The following is a 19,478-nucleotide window of genomic DNA, read 5'->3' as shown; positions in this document are numbered from 1 at the left end:
TCCGGGAAGGCTAGGATTCGGACATAGGTAACTTATCCCTCTGGAGCACTCCATGCGGTTCTTCGGCAAGCTGAGCCATCTGCCGCCGCGCCTCGCGGCCGGCGCCTACATTCTCAACTCCGGCCTCTCCAAGCGCCATGCTGACGAGGAGGCCGCGGCGGGGATGCACGGCATGGCGGCCGGGACGTATCCGTTCCTGGCCGGAATCGAGCCGAAGCAGTTCGCGAAGTACCTGTCGACGGCCGAGATCGCCCTCGGCGCGGCACTGCTGGTGCCGATCATCCCGGCGGCGATCGCCGGGGCGGGGCTCGTCGCGTTCTCCGGCGGCCTGCTCGGGCTCTACCTGGCGACGCCGGGTCTGCGCGAGGAGGGCAGCATCCGGCCCACGCAGGCCGGGACGCCGATCGCCAAGGACGTCTGGATGTTCGGTATCGGCGCCGGCCTGGTGCTCGACAGCCTGGAGTCGCGCGAGAACAGCGCGAAGAAGAAGTAGCACCGCTTCACCTGAAGGCCGCTCTCCCCCGACCGGGCGAGCGGCCTTTGGATTGTTCACAAAATGGTGCCGTTCGGCGCGGGGAACCGACCGTTTAGCGGGAGACGCCCCTTGGCCGAGGGTGGAATGTCAACAATGAGGCGCACAAAACTAGCGTGTTGACGTGACTCAGCTCACGTCAATAGTCTTGATCAGTTCAACTGTTCACACTGCGCACATTTTTGCTCACACCCCCCTTGGAGCGTTCATGCGCCGTGCATTGGCGAGCATCGCCGCCGCCACCCTGGCCTTCGCGTTGGTCGGCTGCGGAGGTTCCGGATCCGATGTGAAGACCGAGGGCGGCAACGCCCAGCTGACCGTCGGAGTCATCCCGATCGTCGACGTGGCCCCCATCTACCTGGGCAAACAGAAGGGCTTCTTCTCCAAGCGCAACATCGACCTCACGCTCAAGACCGCCGCCGGTGGCGCGGCGATCGTGCCGAGCGTCATGTCCGGCGAGTTCCAGGTGGGCTTCTCGAACTTCACCTCGCTCCTGCTGGCCCGGGAGAAGGGACTGCCGCTCAAGGTCATCGCGAACGGCGTCTCGAGCACCGGCGTCCAGGGCAAGGACTTCGGCGCGATCGTCGTCCCGAAGGGAAGCCCGGCGCAGAGCGCGAAAGACCTGGTCGGCAAACGCGTCGCGGTCAACACGCTGAAGAACATCTGTGACAGCACGGTGCGGGCCTCCGTCCGCAAGGCCGGCGGTGACGCGTCCGGCCTCGACCTCGTCGAACTGCCGTTCCCCGACATGCCCGCCGCCGTCGCGGCCACGCGGGTCGACGGCGCGTGCATCGTCGAGCCGCAGCTCTCGCAGGTGGTCGCGGCCGGCGGCCGGGTGCTCACCTCGATGTACGTCGACGCCGCCCCGAACCTGAGCGTCGCCGGGTACTTCGTCAACGAGAAGCTGTTGAAGTCCGACCGCGACCTCGTCGACCGGTTCACCGAGGCGATCAACGAGTCCAACGCGTACGCCGACGCCCACCCCGACGAGGTGCGTCAGATCCTGTCGACGTACACGAAGATCACCGCCGACCTGGCGCCCAGGCTGACGCTGCCGAAGTGGCCGGCGGACATCAACAAGGACTCGGTGGCGACGCTCGGCAAGCTCGCGACCGACGACAAGGTGCTGACGAAGGCGCCCGACCTGAACGCGCTCTATGCGGACTGAGTTACCCGGTCCGGTACGGGGTGCCATCGGCGCGGTGCTCGCGCTCGCGCTGTGGGAGATCGTGCCGCGGACCGGGCTCGTCCGGGAAGCCGACCTGCCTCCGGCGTCCAGCGTGCTGCGCGTGCTGGCCCGGGAGGCGGGCACCGCCGCCTACTGGACCGCGATCGGGGAGACGGTCTACGCGTGGCTCCTGGGGCTGGTGATCGCGTCCGCCGCCGCGATCGTGCTCGGGTTCGCGCTCGCGCTGGTGCCGAAGGTCCGCGCGTTCACGACGTCCACCGTGGAGTTCCTGCGGCCGATCCCCTCGGTCGCGCTGATCCCCCTGGCCGTGCTCGTGTACGGCACGGGGCTCGGTTCGTCGCTGCTGCTCGTCGTGTACGCGGCGTTCTGGCAGATCTACGTGCAGGTGCTGGCCGGCGTCGCCGACGTCGATCCGGTCGCGGACGAGACGGCCCGCTCGTTCCGCTTCAGCCGCTGGGGCCGCATCCGGCACGTCGTCTGGCCGTCCGCGCTGCCGTACGTGCTCACCGGGGTCCGGCTGGGCGCCGCGGTGGCACTGATCCTCGCGGTCACCGCGGAACTGGTCATCGGTGCGCCGGGGCTGGGCCTCGCGATCGGGGTCGCCCGCTCGGGCACCGAACCGGCGTTGGTGTACGCGCTGGTGCTCACCACCGGCGTGCTCGGTGTGCTGGTCAACGTCGGCGTGCGCGCCGGTGAGCGGAGGTTGCTGACGTGGCACGCGTCCGTCCGCCGGGAGGTGCCGGTGTGAGGGTGGTGCGCTGGTTCCTGCTCCCGGTGATCCTGGTCGGCGTCTGGTGGGCCGCATCCGCCGGCGGTTCGAACTTCTATCTGCCGACGCCGGACGCCGTGCTGCGCGCTGTCGGGCCGACGTGGACCCCCGCCACCCTCCGCGCCGACGTGCTGCCCAGCATCGTGCGGCTGCTCGTGGGGTTCGCTCTCGCCGGGATCGTGGGCGTGGCCGCGGGGATCGCGATCGGCCTCTCCCCCGCGCTCCGCGCCTACACCGAGCCGGTACTGGAGTTCCTGAGGGCGATACCGCCACCGGTGCTCGTCCCCGTCGTGATGCTGTTCGCCGGCATCGACAACACGATGAAGGTGACGGTCATCGTGTTCGGCTGCGTCTGGCCGGTGCTGCTCAACACGATCGAGGGCGTCCGCGCCGTCGACCCCGTGCTCGGTGAGGTGTGCCGGGCGTACCGGATCTCCCGCCTGACCCAGCTGCGGACGCTCGTGCTGCGCGGTGCGAGCCCCCAGATCATGACCGGTCTGCGCCAGGCGCTGGCGATCGCGATCATCCTCATGGTGATCAGCGAGCTGTTCGCCGCGTCCAGCGGGCTGGGCTTCACGATCGTCCAGTTCCAGCGCAGTTACGCGATCCCGGAGATGTGGACCGGCATCCTCCTGCTCGGCCTGCTCGGCGTCGTCCTCGCGGGGCTGTTCAACCTGTGCGAGCGCTTCGTCCTGCGGTGGTACTTCGGTCTCCGTCGAAAGGGTATGCAGTGACGTTGCTGGAGATCTCCGGGCTGCGGAAGGCCTACGGGCCGGTCGAGGCGATCCGGGACGTGTCGGTGTCGCTCACCGACGGCGAGCTGGTGTGCCTGGTCGGTCCGTCCGGATGCGGCAAGACGACGCTGCTCAAGTGCGCGGCCGGGCTGCTCTCGCCCACCGGCGGCACGGTGACGCTCGGCGGCGAGCCGGTGACCACCCCGCCCGCGGACCTGGCCGTCGTGTTCCAGGAGTACGGGCGCAGCCTGTTCCCGTGGCTCACGGTGCGGCGCAACGTCGAGTTGCCGCTTCGCGAGAAAAAAGTGGCCAGGGGCGAACGGGCCCGGCTGGTCGACGAAGCGCTGACCGCTGTGGGCCTCGCCGACCGGGGTGACGCCTATCCGTGGCAACTCTCCGGCGGCATGCAGCAGCGGGTGGCGATCGCGCGCGCGGTGGCGTACCAGCCCACGGTGCTGCTGATGGACGAGCCGTTCGCGGCCGTCGACGCGCAGACCCGCGCCGACCTCGAGGACCTGATCCGATCGATCTGGCAGAAGTTCGGCGTGACGATCCTGTTCGTCACCCACGACATCGACGAGGCCGTCTACCTCGGCGAACGGGTGATCGTGCTGTCCGGGTCGCCGACCGTCGTCCAGGAGACGTTCACCGTCGACCTACCGCCGGAGCGCGACCAGCTGACGACGCGGTCGGATCCGCGTTTCACCGAGCTGCGTTCACACGTTTACGCGCAGATCCAGGCGGCCAAGCAGCGGGTGCCCGCCCCCTAGACCCCGGTCCGCGCCCCCGAGGGAGAGTGCTGGGCGGGGGCGCGGGCCGGCTGATCGGCAGGTTTTGCCGGGAAGCGGGGGTGCGTGGCGGCACTGTCGTCCCGTGACACCGTCCGGGGACCTGGGCGAAGCTCTGGGCATGGACGAGCTCTGGGCCCTCGACGCGACCGAACTGGCTGACCGGCTGCGCCGGCGGGACGTCTCCGCCCGGGAGGTCGTGACCGCACACCTCGACCGGATCGAGCGGGTCAACCCGACGATCAACGCGATCGTCACGCTGGACGCCGAGGGTGCGCTCGCCGCCGCGGCCGCCGCCGACGACGCGCTCGCGAACGGCGCTCTCACCGGACCACTTCATGGGCTGCCCATTGCGTTCAAGGACACGCACGACACCGCCGGCATGCGCACCACCTACGGCTCGCCGCTGTTCACCGATCACGTGCCGACCACGAACACGCTGATCGTCCAGCGCATCCTGGACGCCGGCGCGATCCGGACCGGCAAGACGAACGTGCCCGAGTTCGCGGCCGGTTCGCACACGTTCAACACGCTGTTCGGCGTCACCGGCAACCCCTACGACCCGAGCCGCTCCGCGGGCGGTAGCAGCGGCGGTGCGGCAGCGGCCCTCGCCGCCGGGCTCCAGCCGATCGCCGACGGCAGCGACATGGGCGGCTCGTTGCGCAACCCGGCGTCGTTCTGCAACGTCGTCGGTTTCCGGCCGACGCCCGGCCGCGTTCCGACGTTCCCGAGCGACGACCCGTGGGACACGCTCGGCACGTCGGGGCCGATGGCGCGCACTGTCGCGGACGTGGCGCTGCTGCTGTCGGTGATCGCGGGGCCGGATGCGCGGTCGCCGATCGCATTGCCCGAGACCTCCTTCCGTGCGCCCCTCGACGGCGACATTTCGGGGCTACGGATCGCGTGGAGCCCGGACCTGGGCGGACTACCGCTGGACAAGGACGTGCGCGCGGTCCTGTCCGCGGCGCCGGACGTCTTCACCGCGCTGGGCTGCTCCGTCGAGGAGGCGACCCCCGACCTCTCCGACGCCGACTTCGTGTTCCGCACCCTGCGCGCCAACGCGTTCGAGACCGCGTACGGCGCCACGTTCGACGAGCAACCGGAGAAGTTCAAGCCGGCGCTGGCCTGGAACATCTCCCAGGGCCGGAAGCTGAGCCGCGGCGACGTCGGCCGCGCGCGTACCGCGTGGGCCCGGCTCTACACGGCCGCCGCCGCGTTCTGGGACACCTACGACGTCCTGATCGCGCCGGTGAGCGAGGTGCCGCCGTTCCCGGCCGACTGGGAGTACCCGCACGCCGTCGACGGGATCGAGCAGCACTCCTACCTCGACTGGATGCGCTCGGCATACCACGTGACGGTGCTCGGAGCCCCCGCCATCTCGGTGCCCGCCGGCTTCACCCCGGCGGGCCTCCCGGTCGGGCTCCAGGTCGTCACCCGGCCCCGGTCGGACCTGCGGACGCTGCAGGTGGCCGCCGCCTTCGAGGCCGCCACCGCGTACGGCCGCCGCCGCCCCGCGCTGGGCTGAATCCGAGCCCGGGCCGGTCCTACGGTGGGCCGGCGGTGCGGGGGGATTGGCGGATGCGGCAGGTGGCGTCGTCCAGGGGTGCCGGGCGGACGCGGCGGCCCCACGCTTCCAGCAGGGAGTCCTCGATGTGCAGATCGTGGACGCGGAGCCGGTAGACCGGCACGTCCGGGCCGGCCGGACAGAGCACGCGCGTGACGACGTCGTCGTTGTGCACGTAGCGAACGCCGCCGCTCTCCTGCAGGATCGCGGTCAGTTCGTCGTCGGAGCCGACGACGTAGCCCCGGATGCTCGTCGACTCCCCGTCCGTGCCGTTCACGGTCGTGACGGTCAGCGGCAACACCGGCATCGTCATCGTCGCCGCGGCCGCCGCCAGCGCGAACGCGAGCACCGCGATCGGCCCGACGACGGTCAGCGGCACCGCGAACCACCCGGGCACCCGTCCCCCGACCCCGAGCGCCAGCACCGGGGGCGCCGCGAGCATCCCGAGCACCACGTACTCACGCTGGTCGTAGGCGTCGACCCACGTCGGCCACACCACCGCCCCGTACGCGACGAGCAGCACGCCCAGCACGGCGAACCGGTTGCGGGACCGCGTCGCGCGCCACTCCCGCGTGGCCTGCGCGACCAGCACGAACGCCGGGATCAGCAGCGGCAGGTACAGGATCTGCCAGGTGGCCAGCGCGAGCGCGAACACCACGACCAACAGCCACGGTGGGGTCCTCGTCGTCCAGTGGGCCAGCCACCGTTTCTCGAACCCGGGGCTGCGGCTCAGCACGCCACCGAGCGCGAACGCCAGCACCAGGACGCCGGTGACCAGCCGCATGCTCACCAGGAACGTGGTCGCGAACAGGTTGACCGGGTTGACGTTCTGCACGAGCAGGAGCGTGGTCTGGAACTGGCCGCCGGCCTCGATCCAGAGCCGCAGCAGCGACAACGCCGCCGGCAGCGCCACCGCCAGACTCCAGAACGACTGCGTGCCGTACCGGGCCGGTCCGCCGGGCTCGATCTCGGGCTCTGGCGGGCGGCGGGGGCCCCGGGGGCGTCGCGGAGGAAGCGGGAGGCGGGAGGCCCCGTGTCGGAGGGCCGGGCGATGGCGGGGCGCTCGACGGGCGGACGCCATCAGGAGGGGTACTTGGCGTTGCTGTCGATCAGGTCCGGCGGATCGTCCGGCCGGGGTTGCTTGAGCGGCCCCAGATCCGCGAGGTGCTTCGTGTAGGCCTCGTCCCAGGCCGTCACTTCCCCCTTGCGCCCGGCCAGGTACGACTTGTTCAGATAGAAGTCGACCAGTTCGCGCAGCGCCGGATTCGATTTCTGCACGCCGACGCCGATCCGCTCCACCGCCGTGGAGCCCCCCTCGATCCCCAGCTTCACGTCGATGATCGCGTACTTGGACCGGTCGTTCTGCTGGAGCCCGAGCAGCACCGTGCGGTCCGTGCTCATGGCGTCGTACTGGCCTTTCTGCATTTTCTGGAAGCAGAGAAGGTCACTGTCCTCCGGCTGGTACGGGATGTCCCGCTCCTGGAGCAGCCGCTCCGACGTCGTGGCCGTGCTCGTGCAGATCCGGTACCGCGGGTTCTTGAGGTCCTGAATGGTGCGGATCTTGTCCACCAGGTCGGCCCGCACCATGACGGCCTGGCCGACGACCAGGTACGGCCCCGCGAACAGGATGTCCCGCTTCCGCGCGTCGGTGATGGACAGACTCGCGAACACCAGGTCGACGCGGTCCTGCTGGAGCGCCTCGATCCGGTCGGCGACGCTGGTCAGCGGCACCCACTCGACCTTGCCGTCGTAACCCAGGTTCGCCGCGACGTACCGCGCCATGTCGACGTCGAAGCCGGCGTTCTTTCCGGTTCCCTTGTCGATGTACCCCAGCAGCGGCTGCCAGTCGTAGACGCCGATCCGCAGCAGGCTCGGCCGGTTCTCGTCCAGCAGCCCGGCCTCGTCCAACTTGTCCTGGACGGTCGGCCGGTCCGGTTTCCCCGTCCGGTTCTCGCACGCGGCGACCGCCATCAGTGCCACCAGCAGCACCAGGCAGAGCACCCTGATCGTGGTCCGTACGCGGGTCATCGGCTCTCCCACTCTGCACCCCGGCAGCGCGGCGGCGTGCGGGTTTTGGACACTGTAGAGCGGACACTCGTCCAACCGGGAACTCGCTGATTACCGTGCGCGTTTGCCCGAGAACAGAGGTATTGACCCGTGACTGACTTCGTGTCCGAGGAGATGTTGTGGTCTTCAGGAAGTTGATGCACGCCTTCGGCGCCGGCGGACCGTCCGTCGACACCGTGCTGGAGCGCAGCGACTGCCGGCCGGGCGAGCTCGTGCGGGGTGAGGTGCGGCTGCGCGGTGGTGACCGCACGGTCACCATCGAACGCATCGAGCTGGGCCTCGTCACCCGCGTCGAGTTCGAGGGCGGTGACCACGAGCAGGCCGGGGGTGTCGAGTTCGCCCGGCTGCCGCTCAGCGGCCGGTTCGAACTGCGGGAGCACAGCGACCAGGTGATCCCGTTCCAGTTCCCCGTGCCGTGGGAGGCCCCGGTCACCACGGTGTTCGGTCAGCCGCTGCGGGGCATGGCGGTCGGGCTCAAGACCGAGGTGTCGGTCGCGAAGGCGATCGACGCGGGTGACCTCGACCCGATCCGGATCCACCCACTGGGAGCCCAGGAGCTGTTCCTGGACGCGGTGGCGCGGCTCGGGTTCACGTTCCGCAACGCGGACGTGGAGTACGGGCAGCTACGCGGGGTGCCGCAGCAGCTGCCGTTCTACCAGGAGATCGAGTTCTTCCCGGCGCCGCAGTACTCGGGGCGCCTGAACGAACTCGAGGTGACGTTCGTGGCGAACCCGCACGCGGTCGACGTCGTGCTGGAGGTCGACAAGCGCGGCGGGCTGTTCAGTGGTGGGACGGACACGTTCCACCACCTGCGGATCGACTACGCGACGGCCGATCAGACCGACTGGGCCGGGTATCTCGACGGGTGGCTGCAGCAGTTGCTCGCGAACGCGGGTGGCTACGGGCACGGGGCTCCGGCGTTCGGGGGCCACGGGGCGTTCGGCGGCCACGGCGGGTACTCCAGCCACGGGGCCTACGGGCACCACGGGCACCGGCGTCACCGGGGCGGTATGGGCATGGGGGCGGTGGCCGGTGGTGCGGCGGCCGGGTTCCTCGGTGGCATGGTCGCGGGTGAAGTCTTCGAAGAGGTCTTCGATGACGACGGCGGCGACGACGACTTCTTCTAGAGCTGATCCGGTCCCGTTCCAGCGAGCTCTAGCCCGCCGGAACGGGACCGCTCAACGCGCGCTCAGCGCGCGCTCGACGCCGGTGAAAAGCTCGGCGACGAGGGCTGGTTGCTCGGCGAGCACCAGGTCGGGGTCTTCGCCGGCGAAGATGCGGTGCGCGGCGATCTGCCAGGTCGTCCGGACCGCGGACAGGATGAGCACTGCGGTCCAGTGCGCCCGCGCCGGGCCTTCGGTGGGGAGCAGCACCTCGGCGAGGGCGCCCTCGAGTTCCTCGATAGCCTCGCGGATCCGGGCTCGCAGGGCCGGCGAGTCGAGCACGGTGCGCCAGAATTTGCGGTGGTCGCCGGCGCCGCCCAGTGGGTGGCCCTGGGCGATGAGCTCGAGCAGGCGGTCGCGTACCGCGTGCACCGGCGTCGTTCCGGCCGGGCGGTCCGTGACCGCTCCGAGCAGCATCTCGTGCATCTCGGGCACCCGGTCGAAGAGCAGATCCTCTTTGCGCGGGAAGTAGTTGAAGACCGTCATCCTCGAGACGTTCGCCGCGTCGGCGATCTCGGCGACGGTCACGGCTTCGAAGCCTCGCGCCAGGAACAGCATCGTCGCCTCGTCGGAGATGCGCTGACGTGTTTCGAGCTTCTTCCGGTCGCGCAGACTCACGGAGCGAATCATATACCTAGCCAAAACTTTGACTCGGTACATACTCTTGGGCCATGACTCACGATGTCGTGGTGGTGGGCGCCGGCCCGACCGGCTTGATGCTCGCCTGCGAATTACGCCTCGCCGGGGTGGACGTGCTGGTTCTCGAGCGGCTCACCGAGCCCGACCCGATTGTCAAAGCCGGCTCGATCACCCTTCCGACCGCTGCCGCCTTCGACCGCCGCGGTCTCCTTCCCGCCTTGGCCGAGGTTCAGGAACGCAGCCTGGCCAGCATCCGAGCCTTCGCCGCCGCGCAGCCGGGCGCCGCGCAACCGGGCGCCGCGCAACCGGGTTCCGCGCAACCGGGCGCCGCGAACGCGGGCGCTGGCGGCCCAGTGGCGCCGCCGAAGTTCTTGGGCCACTTCGCGGCGTTGATGCTCAGTGGGGACCGGCTCGACGAGGAGGATCCGGCCTTTGCCGGGTACGGGCCCGCCGCGGACGTCGGGCTGGTGCCCCAGCAGGAGATCGAACGCATCCTCGCCGCCCGCGCCGCGTCCCTCGGCGTCGAGATCCGCCGCGGCACCTCGGTGACCACCGTCGAGGCCGACGCCGACGGCGTCACGATCGACGGGCACCTCCGCACCCGGTGGCTCGTCGGCGCCGACGGGGGCCGGTCCGTGGTGCGCAAGGGCGGCGGCTTCGACTTCCCCGGCACACCACCCCAGATCACCGCCTACCAGGCCATCGCCGAGATGACCGACGCCGATGGTCTCCAGCGCGGCTGGAACCGGTCCACGCGCGGGGTCTACGCGTTCGGACCGATCCCCGGCCGCATCCTCGTCGTGGAGTTCGGCGGCGCCCCGGCCGACCGCGACACCCCGGTCACCGTCGACGAACTACAGGGCGCGATCCGGCGGGTGACCGGCGTCGACGTCACGGTCGCCGCGATCACCAGCGTCACCCGGTTCACCGACAACGCACGCCAGGCCACCGCGTACCGGCGCGGGCGCGTCCTCCTCGCCGGCGACGCCGCGCACGTGCACTCGCCGTTCGGCGGCCAGGGTCTCAACCTGGGCATCGGCGACGCCGTGAACCTCGGCTGGAAGCTCGCCGCGACGATCCACGGCTGGGCACCGGACGGGCTGCTCGACACGTACACCGCCGAGCGGCACCCGATCGGCGCGAAGGTGCTCGACTGGACCCGGGCGCAGGTCGCGATCATGCGGTCGGATCCGTGGGCCGATGCGCTCCGGGACCTGGTCGCCGGCCTGCTCGGTACCCGGAACGGCACGACGTACATCGTGAAGCAGCTCTGGGGCGTCACGCACCGGTATGCGCCCGGGACGCATCCGCTGGTGGGCGCGCTCGCGCCCGATCTCGTGCTGGGCGACGCCACACGGCTCGCCGAGCTCAGCACGGCCGGCACCGCTGTCCTGCTCGACCTCGCCGACGACCCGGCCGTCCGCGCCGCCGCGGCCGGTTACCCCGCGCGGGTCCGGGTCGTCACCGCGACCGCACCCGATCACCCCGACCTCGCCGCCGTCCTGGTCCGCCCCGACGGCTTCGTCGCCTGGGCCACCGACCGCGACACGCCCCCCGACGACCTCCCCCAGACCCTCCGAACGTGGTTCGGCGCCCCAGCGACAGTCCCGGTCTGACCCGGCGCGGCCGGACCGGCCGGGGCGGACGGCCGGACGGGCCGGGACGAGCCGGGGCGGGCCGGGGCGGGCCGGGCAGGGGCCGCGCCGGCGTGAGGCGATCAACCGCGGATCGGTACCGCTCCGATCGGGGCGGGAATCCGCTCGGTCGCGGTGAGGAGCGTGCGGGCGTCGGCGGTGTACGCGATCGCCTCCCCCTGCCGACTCTCCGGCAGGTCGATGTGCCGAGGTACCCGCGTCGTGACCACCCGAGCGAGGTCCCCACGCGGCGCGTACCACTCGAACGCCCGGTCGTAGGTACGCAGCACCGCCCGCGTCCCGTCCTTCGACACCGCTCCCCCGGTGATCAGCCGGCTCCGCGCCCGGCAGTCCGGGCACGCCCGGCGCAGGTCGACGTGCCCGGCCAGCCGCAACCGCCCCGCGGGCCGCAGCGGGGCGTCGGCGACGTACACCCCGGCCGGCCCGCTGCTCTTCGTCACGATCAGCGCCTGACCGCTCCGGGCCAGCAGCAACGCCTCAGCGTCGTGGGCACCGTCCGGATAACGCAGGTCGAACCGGGTCACCGCGGTCGTCGCCGCCCCCATGTGCCAGCGGAACAGCGACACGGCCGTACGGTGCGAGGTGTTACCGCCGATGTCGGCGATCCACAGGTTGTCGTGCCGATCGAGCGCGATGTCCTCGGTGTCGAACCGCTTCCCACCGCGCGGGCTCGCTGTCGCGTCATGAGCGGCGGGCGGACGCAACACGGCCCGCCGGATCGGCCGGCACCCCGCGTCCAGGCGCCACACCACCGGACCGGTGTCGTTCACGACCATGAACCCCCCGGGCCGCTCGACCAACCCACTGATCTGCCCGAGCCGCCGGTCGCCCACCACGCACCGCGTAACGGGCCGACCCAGCTCCCGCACCGTCGTGCGTCCACTGGCCCGAGCCGGGGCCTCGGCCGACGCGATCGTGAACACGCCCGCGACCACAGCAGCGGCCACGATCGCGCTCAGTGCCCCCAGGGTTCGCCTCGTACACACCGCAACCCCCGTCCGCCCGTAATGCCCGTTTCGACGGGCGGTACGCACCGTACTAGATCCGCTCCGGACGTGCGGGCGCGCCTTCACCGATAGCGGCCGCTGAGCACCGCCACGGTCTCCGCGATCATCGTCCGCAGCTCCGGCGGGCCGAGCACCTCGACGTCGACGCCGAGCGCCAGGAAGTCGCCGTGCGCCTTGCGGATGTGCTCGACCGGGATGCGGGTGCGCACCCAGCCGTCGGCGTCCGGCGGCTCGGCGTTCTCCCGTGCGGCCTGCACCATTCCCGGGCCTCCGAGCAGGTGTTGCAGCCGGTCGAGGCCCGGGGGCGAGATCCGCACGTGGGCCTCGCCGCGGATCAGGCTCTGCTCGAAGCGCCGGGTCCACTCGTCCCAGTACCCGGCGAGCTCGAAGCCCGGCGGTCGCTCGAACTGCTCCGCCAGCACCTCCACGTCGAGCAGGTGCGAGACCTTGTACGCCCGTACTTCGCCGTCGTCGGCCCTGCGGGCCACGAAATACCAGACACCTGCTTTCAGGACGACGCCCAGCGGGTCCCATTCCCGCTCGACGTCGCGGGGCACCTTCCAGCGCCGGTAGCGGGCGCGGATGCGGCGCTGGTTCCAGACGGCCTCGGCCAGGGCGCCGAGGTGGGGCACGGATTCGGCCTCGCGGAACCAGCCCGGAGCGTCGAGGTGGAACCGTTCGCGCATGCGCTCCGCGCGGGTGCGGAGTTCTGCCGGGAGCGCGGCGAGCAGCTTGAGCTCGGCGGCGGCCAGTTCGGTGCCGAGGCCGAGTGCCGCGGCGGGGCCGGGCATGCCGACCAGGAACAGCGACTCGGCCTGGTCGACGGTGAGGCCGGTCAGCTTCGTGCGGTACCCGTCGACGAGCTGGTAGCCGCCGGCCGGGCCGCGGTCGGCGTACAGCGGTACACCCGCCGCCGAGAGCGCGTCGACGTCCCGGTAGACAGTGCGTACCGACACCTCGAGCTCGTCCGCGAGCTCCTGCGCCGTCATCCGCCCCCGGGTCTGCACCAGCAGCAGCAGCGAAAGCAACCGGTCAGCGCGCACACCTCAGTCTCCCGCGCATACCTGCCACGGCGTGACAGGTATGCCCGACCCCGGATGCACGTCGGGCCGCCCCGAGGGGCGGCCCGCGTGATCTGCGCTGGTCAGGAGTCCTGGGACTCGCTCGACTCGGTGCCTTCGGAGGGCTCCTCGGACGAGGAGGTGTCCTCCTTCGGGGCGTCCGCATCGGGGGTGACGAGGAGACCCTCGAGGGCGGCGCCCACCAGGCGGCGGAACGCGCGACCGGGGCGGGCGCGATCGAGGACCGCGACCTCGAGCTGCGCCGCGGACAGCGTGCGCGGATTGCCGTTCTCGCCACCGATGGAGGCAAGCGCGTCGACAGCCACCTTCAGCGCACCCCGCAGGTCCGCCTCCCGCGACTGCTTCTCGCGCAACTGCGACGCGATCGCCTCGGACTGGCCGCCCATCGCGATGAAGCCCGGCTCGTCGGTGACCGAGCCGTCGTACGTGAGCCGGTACAGCTCGTCGGCAGCCGCCGACGCCCCGACCTGCGCCACGCACACCTCGACCTCGAACGGCTTGGACTGCTCCCCGAAGATCGCGCCGAGTTGCTGCGCGAACGCGTTCACCAGCCCACGCGCGGTGACGTCACGCCGGTCGTACGAGTAACCACGCAGGTCGGCGTAGCGCACGCCGACCTGGCGCAGCGCCTCGAACTCGTTGTACTTGCCGACCGCCGCGTAACCGATGCGGTCGTAGATCTCGCTGACCTTGTGCAGGGCCTTCGACGGGTTTTCGGCGACGAACAGCACGCCGCCGGCGTAGCTGAGCACGACCACGCTGCGGCCGCGCGCGATGCCCTTGCGCGCGAACTCCGAGCGGTCCCGCATGAGCTGCTCGGGAGAGGCATAGAACTGCATTGCCATCTTTGCTGGATGCCCCTTCGCTAGACGCCGGGATTGGCGGTTCGGTCGGCGATCACCTCGGCGACGACCGCACCCACCTCGTCGTCGGTCAGCCGGCGAACGCCCTCGGCGTCGACGACGGCCAGGATCGGGTAGAGCTTGCGGATGACGTCGGGCCCACCGGTCGCCGAGTCGTCGTCGGCGGCGTCGTACAGCGACTCGACCAGGATGCGGACCGCGTGGGCCTCGTCCAGCGTCGGCTTCCAGAGCTTCTTCAGCGACGACTTCGCGAAGACCGACCCGGAACCGACCGAGGAGTAACCCTGCTCTTCCCAGCAACCGCCGGTGACGTCGAACCCGAAGATCCGGCCGGCCTTGGCCGGCTCCAGAGCGTCGAGGTCGAACCCGGCGAACAGCGGGATCACGGCCAGGCCCTGCAGCGCCGCGCCCAGGTTGCCGCGGATCATCGCCGAGAGGCGGTTGGCCTTGCCGTCGAGCGTGAGCGGCGTGCCCTCGATCTTCTCGTAGTGCTCGAGTTCGACCTGGTAGAGCCGGATCATCTCGATCGCGATACCGGCGGTGCCGGCGATACCCGCGACCGAGTACGAGTCGGTCGGGAAGACCTTCTCGATGTCGCGCTGGGCGATCATGTTGCCCTGCGTGGCCCGCCGGTCGCCACCCATGACCACACCACCGGAGTAGGTGGCGGCCACGATCGTGGTGCCGTGCGGGGCGATGGCGCCGTGGTCACCCGGCGGCAGCGGACGCCGCCCGGGCAGTAGTTCCGGCGCCGTGTGGCTCAGGAATTCGGTGAACGACGACCCCACCGGGAGGTTGAACAGGTTCGAGGAACGGCCCGTTGCCACCTGGATCCTCTCTCGTACGCACGCGTTGAGCTTGTCGCAACCCTACCGTCAGGTGCACGAAGGCCGCCCGGCAGGAACCCTGCCGGGCGGCCTTCGTCGAGCGGCCTACTCGCCGCCCTTCTGCACGTAACCGCGGACGAACTCCTCCGCGTTCTCCTCGAGAACCGAGTCGATCTCGTCGAGCATGTCGTCGACGTCGGCGGTGATTTCCTCGACCCGCTCGGCTACCTCAGGATTCGCCTCGACGGCCTCGACCTCGTCGACGTCCTGCCGGGCCCGACTGCTCTGCGACTGACCGCCGCTGTCCCTGGTGCTCATGGCGTCTCCCCTCGGTTCGCATCTCGACGGTACCTCCCCGGAAGGCCGATTGGCCCCGAGTTAACGCCCCGACTCTGTTCCTTAACGACCGGGGCCGGTCAACGCGTCCAGAAGCTCGGTGGCGCTGTCGCACCGGTCGAGCAGACTACCGACGTGGTTGAGCGTGCCGCGCTCCGGTTCGAGCATCGGCACCCGCACCAGCGACTCGCGCCCGACGTCGAAAATCAGGGAATCCCAGCTGGCCGCCACCACCGACGAGCCGTACTTCTCCAGGCACCGCCCGCGGAAGTACGCACGGGTGTCGGTCGGGGGCTTGAGCATCGCCCGGGTGACCTCGTCGTCGTCGAGCAGCCGCTTCATCGCGCCGCGGGCCACCAGCCGGTGGTAGAGGCCCTTCTCCTGGCGGACGTCGTGGTACTGCAGGTCCACCAGCTGCAGGCGCGGAGCGTCCCAGCCGAGGCCGTCGCGGTCGCGGTAGCCTTCGAGCAGCCGCAGCTTGGCCACCCAGTCCAGCTCGGTGGCGCACAGCATCGGGTCCTGGCGCAGGCGCTGGAGCACCGACTCCCACCGGTCGAGCACGTCGGCGGTGTCGGGGTCGACGTCGTCACCGAGGCGGTCGGCGACGTAGTTGCGGGCCCGCTCGCAGTAGATCTCCTGGATGTCCAGCGCGGTCATCTTCCGGCCGTCACGCAGGCTGACCTTGTGCTGCAGCGCCGCGTCGTGCGAGACCGCACGCAGGTCGCTCACCGGCTCGGCGAGCGCGAGGTCGCTGGGCAGCGCCTTGTCCTCGATCATGCTGAGCACCAGGGCCGCGGTGCCGACCTTGAGGTAGGTCGCGATCTCCGACATGTTCGCGTCGCCGATGATCACGTGCAGCCGGCGGTACTTCTCCGCGTCGGCGTGCGGCTCGTCGCGGGTGTTGATGATCGGACGCTTGAGCGTCGTCTCCAGACCGACCTCGACCTCGAAGAAGTCGGCGCGCTGGCTGATCTGGAACCCCGTGCCCGAGCCGTCCTGCCCGATGCCCACGCGGCCGGCACCGCAGATCACCTGCCGGGTGACGAAGAACGGCGTCAGGTGCGTGACGATCTCGCTGAACGGCGTCCGGCGGCGCATGAGGTAGTTCTCGTGCGCGCCATAGGAGGCGCCCTTGTTGTCGGTGTTGTTCTTGTACAGGTTGATCGGCGGCGCACCCGGCACGGTGGCGGCCCGCCGCGACGCTTCCGCCATCACCCGCTCGCCCGCCTTGTCGAACAGCACGATGTCCCGCGGGTTGGTGACCTCTGGCGTCGAGTACTCGGGGTGGGCGTGGTCGACGTAGAGACGCGCGCCGTTGGTGAGGATGACGTTGGCCAGCCCCAGGTCCTCGTCGGCCAGCGCCTCCGCCGGGTCGTAGAGCGCCCCGCCGTAGTTGAAACCACGGGCGTCGCGCAGCGGCGACTCCTCCTCGTAGTCCCATCTGGCCCGGCCCTGCCGCGACGGGTCGTTGCGCGCCCCGTAGGCGTTCACGATCTGCGAGGAGGTGACCATCGGGTTGGCGCCGGGCTGGCCCGGGACCGAGATGCCGTACTCCACCTCGGTGCCCATGATTCGTCGCGCGCTCATGATGCAACCCTACGTACCTTCGGCTCCCGCCGCCCGGTTCGCCCGTCGCCTGATCCACCACATGTGGTGATCACGCGGATGCACCGGGCCGTGCCGGCGCCTCGAGTTCGGCCCGCGGATCGTCGTCGGCGAGGTCGTCGGGAGCTCGTAATTCCACGAACGGATCCGGCGGGCCGACGGCGAGCGCGGGCTCGGGGCTCGGCAGGGCGGGCACCGGATCCGGTGCCGCTTCCGGCACTCCCGGCCGCAGCCGACGCGACAGCGACACCAGTAGGCCGACGGTCGTCAGCAGGAACAGCGGGTACACGGTGCTGAACTGGCGAGCGCCGGACGGCACACCGACCAGCAGCCCGAGCAGCACGCTCACGATCCCTCCGCCCAGCGCGAGCGCGGCCAGGGGGTCGCGGAAGGACCGCAGCGGCGCCGCGATGACCGCGATCACCAGCACGGCGCAGAGCAGCGCGTCCGCGGCGATGTACGTGCCGTCGATCGACGTCATCTCGTGCAGCCGGTCGGCGATCGAGCCGGCGACGCCGCCGGTGCCCTCGGAGACGACCTCGCGGGCCCGGCCCAGGTAGCGGGCGTCGACGATCGAGCTCACCTGGCCGAGCAGGATGACGCCCGCCGTGGTCACCCCGGCGACACCGGCGAAGGGCGTCCACCGGTTCCACAGCGAGCGGACGACGACGCTGTGGCAGAGCCAGCCGACGCCGATCGCCCCGACCAGCGCGATCGACGTCGACCGGCTGGCCAGCGCGAGCACCAGCAGGACGCCGAACGTCGCGAGCGCCTTCCGGCTGTGCTTGCCTTCCTGTTCGGGTCGGTCGTCCAGCGGCAGCGTGTAGAGCATCCCGATGCCCAGCGCGATCGCCAGCATGTCGCCGGTACCGGCCAGCCCCGCGGTCGCGATCCGGTCGGTCAGCAGGAACCCGACAGCGGTGAGCGTGCCCGCCGCCGACCCCCAGCGGCGCGTCGCGAAGAGCGTCAGCAGGATCGTGGCGACCAGCAACGCGACCACCGGCACCACCAGCAGGCCGGAGAAGCCGTAGAAGTGCACGAACGGCGCCGAGAGCAGCGGGTAGACCAGGTTCGGGTCCGCGGAGGTCGCGTGCTGGTAGATCCAGTAGTCGCCGTACTCCCAGCACGGCCCGCCGCAGCCGGAGCCGAAGAACGGCATGTTGTGCAGGTCGTCGTAGGTCTGCGCGGTGGCGTCGGCCGGTGAGTAGCCGAGGATGCGGTAGGTCCAGGCCAGGTGGTAGATGCTGCTCGGCCCGTAGTGCCAGGTGCGGCCCTGCAGTTCCCAGAACGTCACGGCGGTGAGCACGCCGATCGTCAGCCAGGCGTGCGTCGGCAGTTCACCGATCCAGCGCAGGCCGCGGATGCCCGGCCTCCAGCGGCGGGCCCGTCGGGTGGCACCGGCGCCGGCCGTGACGGCCTGGAGCGTGAGCCGGTACGCCGGGGTCCTGGGGGCGGTCTCGGTGGACCGGGACGGACGGTTGCGGACCGGACCCCACAGGTCGGCCAGCAGCGCGACCGCGGCGAGGACCAGCAGCGGGACGATCGGCGCGTGGTAGCGGAACGCGGCCGGCCAGAACTCCACGATGTTGATCGCGCTGACCGACAGGAACGCCCCCGCCGCCATCGCCGACAGTTCACTGCGGAACCGCCAGACGACCGCCACGGTCACCAGCACCAGCAGCGCCATCAGCGGCAGGTCGTAGCGGACCCGCAGCAGGTCCGACGTGATGACGTTCCAGGTGACCTCGGGGATCGCGGCGAGCCCGGACGTCTGGAAGTACTGCATGGCCAGGTCGTTGAACTGGCCGATCAGCGAGAGTTCCTCGCCGCCGAAGATCATCGGCGTGATCAGCATCTGCGCCAGCAGAATGCCGAAGCCGACGAAGTTGCCCCAGAACGCGAACGGCAGCCAGACGTTGACGAACTTGCGGTCGCGCAGGAACACCAACAGCCAGGCGAACCCGACGGCGACCGGCAACGCGATCGCGAACTGCCGGTTCAGCATGCCGACGCCGACGAGCGCGACGTAGGCGATCAGGTGTTTGCGGCTGACCTGTTTGGCCAGTGGCAACAACAACAGCGGCACGGCCAGCAGCGCGAACGCCGGGCCCTCGGTGTGCGCGACGACGCTCCACCGGGACACGTAGACCGGCAGCAGCAGCACCGCACCGGCCACCAAAGCCCAGCGCTGGCCCCAGAGGCGCGACGCGAGCATCACGGTCGCGACGACGGCGAGCGCGTAGCCCACGATCGGCACGACGAGCATGCCCATCGGACCCATCAGCGCGACGAACGGCGCGGACAGGAACGGCAGCAGCACCCGCGGTCCGACGACGGCCGCGTACTGCCCGGTGAAGAACTTTTCGTGGTAGTCGTCTGGCCAGCACGACCAACAGTCCTTCAGCCCGGTGTTGTCCCACAGGTAGTTGTACGAGAGCTGCGCGGCCTCGGCCTGCGGATGACCCAGATACCAGTACGTCCAGGCCAGGTAGATCCGGGAGTCGGGCCCGTACTGCGGGTTCGTGATGAGCGCCAGCGCCACCGCGAGGACGTACAGCAACCCGAGGAGTAGCCACCCACGCACGGGGAGTGCGGCGGTGAGCCGACGAGCGACCGTCCTCATCGAGGCCGCACCGAACAACGTGCGGTCCGGGTAGC

The 19,478-nt window shown here is 70.6% G+C and carries 18 protein-coding genes; 8 read left to right on the top strand and 10 right to left on the bottom strand.

All coding sequences use genetic code 11. The features are described from left to right. The first annotated feature begins 52 nt into the window (after window positions 1–52). The 6 genes from ACGFY5_RS23675 (at window position 53) to ACGFY5_RS23650 (ending at window position 5,537) form a co-directional block, all read left to right on the top strand. Window positions 53–493 (top strand): hypothetical protein, encoded by a 441-nt coding sequence (locus ACGFY5_RS23675; RefSeq protein WP_392722925.1) that lies wholly within the window; start codon window positions 53–55, stop codon window positions 491–493. Between the two features lie 247 nt (window positions 494–740). Further along, complete coding sequence (locus ACGFY5_RS23670) at window positions 741–1,700, top strand: ABC transporter substrate-binding protein (RefSeq protein ID WP_392722923.1); 960 nt, start codon at window positions 741–743, stop codon at window positions 1,698–1,700. After that, window positions 1,690–2,469 carry an ABC transporter permease gene (locus tag ACGFY5_RS23665; RefSeq protein WP_392722921.1) on the top strand — a complete coding sequence of 260 codons (780 nt, stop codon included), beginning with the start codon at window positions 1,690–1,692 and terminating at the stop codon, window positions 2,467–2,469. Before ACGFY5_RS23670 ends, ACGFY5_RS23665 begins: the two co-directional genes overlap by 11 nt. Beyond that, entirely contained in the window at window positions 2,466–3,224 is a 759-nt protein-coding gene (locus ACGFY5_RS23660; protein WP_392722919.1) for an ABC transporter permease, read from the top strand. Before ACGFY5_RS23665 ends, ACGFY5_RS23660 begins: the two co-directional genes overlap by 4 nt. A gap of 2 nt (window positions 3,225–3,226) precedes the next feature. Further along, entirely contained in the window at window positions 3,227–3,994 is a 768-nt protein-coding gene (locus ACGFY5_RS23655; protein ID WP_392723904.1) for an ABC transporter ATP-binding protein, read from the top strand. Window positions 3,995–4,133: 139 nt separating this feature from the next. Next, window positions 4,134–5,537: an amidase gene (locus ACGFY5_RS23650; RefSeq protein WP_392723902.1), complete on the top strand. Its 1,404-nt coding sequence runs from the start codon at window positions 4,134–4,136 to the stop codon at window positions 5,535–5,537. 19 nt (window positions 5,538–5,556) lie between these two features. Here the strand turns inward: ACGFY5_RS23650 and ACGFY5_RS23645 are convergent, their stop codons facing one another. Continuing rightward, window positions 5,557–6,489, bottom strand: coding sequence for a hypothetical protein (locus ACGFY5_RS23645; RefSeq protein ID WP_392722918.1), 933 nt, complete (start codon window positions 6,487–6,489; stop codon window positions 5,557–5,559). A gap of 167 nt (window positions 6,490–6,656) precedes the next feature. Further along, window positions 6,657–7,604, bottom strand: a complete 948-nt coding sequence (locus ACGFY5_RS23640) for a transporter substrate-binding domain-containing protein (RefSeq protein ID WP_392722916.1) — start codon at window positions 7,602–7,604, stop codon at window positions 6,657–6,659. 158 nt (window positions 7,605–7,762) lie between these two features. On the opposite strand from ACGFY5_RS23640, the gene ACGFY5_RS23635 reads away from it, so the two are divergent. Beyond that, a complete protein-coding gene (locus tag ACGFY5_RS23635) occupies window positions 7,763–8,770 on the top strand; it encodes a sporulation protein (RefSeq protein ID WP_392722915.1) in 1,008 nt (335 codons plus the stop codon). 51 nt (window positions 8,771–8,821) lie between these two features. On the opposite strand, the gene ACGFY5_RS23630 is transcribed toward ACGFY5_RS23635, so the two are convergent. Further along, window positions 8,822–9,424: a TetR/AcrR family transcriptional regulator gene (locus ACGFY5_RS23630; RefSeq protein WP_392722913.1), complete on the bottom strand. Its 603-nt coding sequence runs from the start codon at window positions 9,422–9,424 to the stop codon at window positions 8,822–8,824. Between the two features lie 53 nt (window positions 9,425–9,477). Here ACGFY5_RS23630 and ACGFY5_RS23625 point away from each other — a divergent pair, with 53 nt between their 5' ends. After that, window positions 9,478–11,061 (top strand): FAD-dependent oxidoreductase, encoded by a 1,584-nt coding sequence (locus ACGFY5_RS23625; protein WP_392722911.1) that lies wholly within the window; start codon window positions 9,478–9,480, stop codon window positions 11,059–11,061. 101 nt (window positions 11,062–11,162) lie between these two features. Here ACGFY5_RS23625 and ACGFY5_RS23620 read toward each other — a convergent pair whose 3' ends face one another. The 7 genes from ACGFY5_RS23620 to ACGFY5_RS23590 form a co-directional block, all read right to left on the bottom strand. Further along, window positions 11,163–12,047: a hypothetical protein gene (locus ACGFY5_RS23620; RefSeq protein ID WP_392722910.1), complete on the bottom strand. Its 885-nt coding sequence runs from the start codon at window positions 12,045–12,047 to the stop codon at window positions 11,163–11,165. A 122-nt stretch (window positions 12,048–12,169) separates the two neighbouring features. Continuing rightward, window positions 12,170–13,150, bottom strand: a complete 981-nt coding sequence (locus tag ACGFY5_RS23615) for a helix-turn-helix transcriptional regulator (protein WP_392722909.1) — start codon at window positions 13,148–13,150, stop codon at window positions 12,170–12,172. A gap of 101 nt (window positions 13,151–13,251) precedes the next feature. Then, entirely contained in the window at window positions 13,252–14,034 is a 783-nt protein-coding gene (prcA, locus tag ACGFY5_RS23610; protein WP_392722907.1) for a proteasome subunit alpha, read from the bottom strand. A gap of 20 nt (window positions 14,035–14,054) precedes the next feature. Continuing rightward, a complete protein-coding gene (prcB, locus tag ACGFY5_RS23605) occupies window positions 14,055–14,879 on the bottom strand; it encodes a proteasome subunit beta (RefSeq protein WP_392722905.1) in 825 nt (274 codons plus the stop codon). Between the two features lie 105 nt (window positions 14,880–14,984). Next, on the bottom strand, window positions 14,985–15,197 hold the full coding sequence (locus tag ACGFY5_RS23600; protein WP_035856241.1) for a ubiquitin-like protein Pup: 213 nt from the start codon (window positions 15,195–15,197) through the stop codon (window positions 14,985–14,987). An 81-nt stretch (window positions 15,198–15,278) separates the two neighbouring features. Then, window positions 15,279–16,802, bottom strand: a complete 1,524-nt coding sequence (gene dop / locus ACGFY5_RS23595; protein WP_392722902.1) for a depupylase/deamidase Dop — start codon at window positions 16,800–16,802, stop codon at window positions 15,279–15,281. Between the two features lie 70 nt (window positions 16,803–16,872). Beyond that, entirely contained in the window at window positions 16,873–19,443 is a 2,571-nt protein-coding gene (locus ACGFY5_RS23590) for a hypothetical protein (protein ID WP_392722900.1), read from the bottom strand. Window positions 19,444–19,478 lie beyond the last annotated feature (35 nt).

Source organism: Cryptosporangium sp. NPDC048952 (genome assembly GCF_043197895.1).
Classification (GTDB): Bacteria; Actinomycetota; Actinomycetes; order Mycobacteriales; family Cryptosporangiaceae; genus Cryptosporangium.
This window is presented reverse-complemented; position numbering and strand designations above follow the sequence as displayed.